A 2,250-nucleotide genomic window follows, 5' to 3' on the forward strand; every position below is an offset into this window, starting at 1 on the left:
ACCATCGACCTCGGTGTGCCCGAAGCGGATCGCCTTGGTCTGCGCGTCATGCACGGCTTCCTGCGATTTCTGGGTCAGTCGGTTCGGGTCCACGATGACACTCCCGTAGGTCGTGAGTGACGGCGCAGAGCCGACTCCAGCTCCGCGATCCGATCCAGCAGATCGAGCACCACACCCAGCGAGGCGTAGTTGAGAGACAGACCAGAGTGCAGCCGCTCGATGCGGCCGAGCACCACCAGCTGCGACGGCGGGAACCTCAAGTCCTCGCCGCGCCAGGACATCGGCTCCAGCAGACCAAGAGCGACCAGCCTGCGCACCTGATCGGGGTGCAGCCCTCCCGCCCGGGCGAACGACTCCAGGCCAATGCCCGGCAGCGAGGTCAGCGCCGTCGTCACCGGGACCCGCCTCACGTTCATGACACCGCCCTCCTCGGGTTGAACCGGGACACCGCCGCGAGCTGCTCGAACAGGTGCCGCTCCTCGTCGGCGAGCGTGGCAGGCACCATGATGCGCGCCTCGGCGTACAGGTCGCCGGGCGTGCCCTTGGGGTTCGGCAGCCCGCGCCCGCGCAGGCGAAGGCGGCGGCCGCTGGAGGTTCCCGGCGGCACCTTCACCTTCGCCTCGCCGCCGGGGGTGTCGATCGCGACGGTCGCGCCGAGCGCCGCTTCCCAGGGGGCGAGAGGCAGCGGCACGTAGATGTCGCGGCCCTCGACGCGGTAACGCGGGTCGGAGATGCGGACGATCAGGTACAGGTCGCCCGCCCGGCCGCCGTCCCCGCCGTGGCCGCCCTGGCCCGCGAGCCTGATGCGCTGTCCCTGCGTCACCCCCGGAGGGATCGTCACCTGGAGGGTGCGCGGCCCGTGCGGCCCTTGGAGGGTGACGGTGCGGCGCCCGCCGTGATAGGCCTCGTCGACGCTGAGAGTGATCTCGGCCTCCTGGTCGGCCCCGGGAACCGGTCCCCACCGCCGCCTGCCTCCACCGAACATGCCGCCCAGCAGCTCTTCCAGGTCGATATCCATGTCGGGCTGGTCGGAGGTGAACCGGAAGCCCTGGCCCTGCCCGGCACCCGCGGCGCGTCCCCACGGCGAACCGGCACCCCGGCCGGCTCCCGCTCCGGCCCGCGCACGCCCCCTGGCCCAGGCCTCCGGGTCGACGTCCTCGGGCACCGACCGCCAGTCGGGCCCGAACGCGTCGTACCGCCGCCGCTTGTCGGGGTCGGACAGCACGTCGTAGGCCTCGGAGACGTCCTTGAACCTCTCCTCGGCGCCCGGGTCCTTGTTCACGTCCGGGTGGTAGGCGCGGGCGAGCTTGCGATAGGCGCGCTGGATCTCGTCCTGGCTCGCCGTCTTCGGCACTCCCAGCACCTCGTAGAAGTCGCGCGCCGCCATGACGCTATTCCGGTGTCATGGAGACGATCACGGCGGCGGGGCGTAGCTGGCGCTCGCGGTCGCCGTAGCCGGGCCGTACGACGTCGGCCACCGTCCCGGGCGGGACCTCCGGGTTCGCCACCGTGCCCACGGCCTCGTGGTGCGCCGGGTTGAACGGCACCCCCACCTCGTCGTGGCGGGGGAACCCGAGCCGGGCCAGCATGGCGACGGCCTGGTCCCGTACCGCGCGCACGCCTTCGACGACGGCCCCGGGATCGGCGTCGGCGTGCCGCAGGGCGAGGTCTAGGTTGTCGATGATCGGCAACAGCTCCCGCACCGTGCGGGCCCGTTCCTCGGCGCGGATGCGCTCGGCGTCCCTGGCTATGCGCTTGCGCAGGTTGTCCAGCTCGGCGGCGGACCTCAACCAGCGGTCCTCCAGCTCGGCGATCTTCGCGTCCATGTCCTCGACCGGGGACACGCCCTCGTTCTCGGTCACCTCACCGGCCGGCTCGGCGACCTGGGAGGCGGCCCACGCCTCCGGTCCGGTTCCCGGCGCCCCCGGGACCGGGCCGGGGGGCGGTGGGCGATTCGTGCCCGGCGGTGTCCTGCCGCGTTCGTCGGCCATGTCGTCCCTCAGTCCGATGTCGTGAACTCGGCGTCGATGACGTCGTCACCCTTGGGCGCGCCCTCGGCCTGCCCGGCGCCGGCCTGCTGCCCGGCGCCCGCGGGCTCGCCCTGCGGGGCGGACACGGCGCTGAGGCTGTGGAAGACCTGCTGCAGCTCCGAACTGAGGTCGCGCAGGCGCTCGACCGGCGCCTCCTCCTTGATCGCCTGGCGCGCGTCGGCGACGAGCTGCTCGGCCCTGGCCTTCTCGTGCACCGGCA

General features: G+C 72.8%; 3 protein-coding genes and 1 pseudogene. All 4 read right to left on the reverse strand.

Translation table 11 applies throughout. The features are described 5' to 3' along the window. Nucleotides 1–74: 74 nt before the first annotated feature. On the reverse strand, nt 75–416 hold the full coding sequence (locus tag MYF83_RS42065) for a chaperone modulator CbpM (RefSeq protein ID WP_248966422.1): 342 nt from the start codon (nt 414–416) through the stop codon (nt 75–77). Next, on the reverse strand, nt 413–1,387 hold the full coding sequence (locus MYF83_RS43530) for a DnaJ C-terminal domain-containing protein (RefSeq protein WP_279340801.1): 975 nt from the start codon (nt 1,385–1,387) through the stop codon (nt 413–415). The genes MYF83_RS42065 and MYF83_RS43530 overlap by 4 nt, the downstream gene beginning before the upstream one ends. Before the next feature lie 4 nt (nt 1,388–1,391). After that, nucleotides 1,392–1,991, reverse strand: coding sequence for a nucleotide exchange factor GrpE (locus MYF83_RS42080; protein WP_248966424.1), 600 nt, complete (start codon nt 1,989–1,991; stop codon nt 1,392–1,394). Nucleotides 1,992–1,999: 8 nt separating this feature from the next. Then, nucleotides 2,000–2,250, reverse strand: a pseudogene (locus MYF83_RS42085) (molecular chaperone DnaK); the annotation flags it as partial.

It is taken from the genome of Sphaerisporangium perillae (genome assembly GCF_023276435.1).
GTDB lineage: Bacteria > Actinomycetota > Actinomycetes > Streptosporangiales > Streptosporangiaceae > Sphaerisporangium > Sphaerisporangium perillae.

Bases quoted from the DNA above. Each gene is read 5' to 3' on its own strand.
- MYF83_RS42065 (WP_248966422.1), bottom strand. From the start codon at position 416: ATGAACGTGAGGCGGGTCCCGGTGACGACGGCGCTGACCTCGCTGCCG.
- MYF83_RS43530 (WP_279340801.1), bottom strand. From the start codon at position 1,387: ATGGCGGCGCGCGACTTCTACGAGGTGCTGGGAGTGCCGAAGACGGCG.
- MYF83_RS42080 (WP_248966424.1), bottom strand. From the start codon at position 1,991: ATGGCCGACGAACGCGGCAGGACACCGCCGGGCACGAATCGCCCACCG.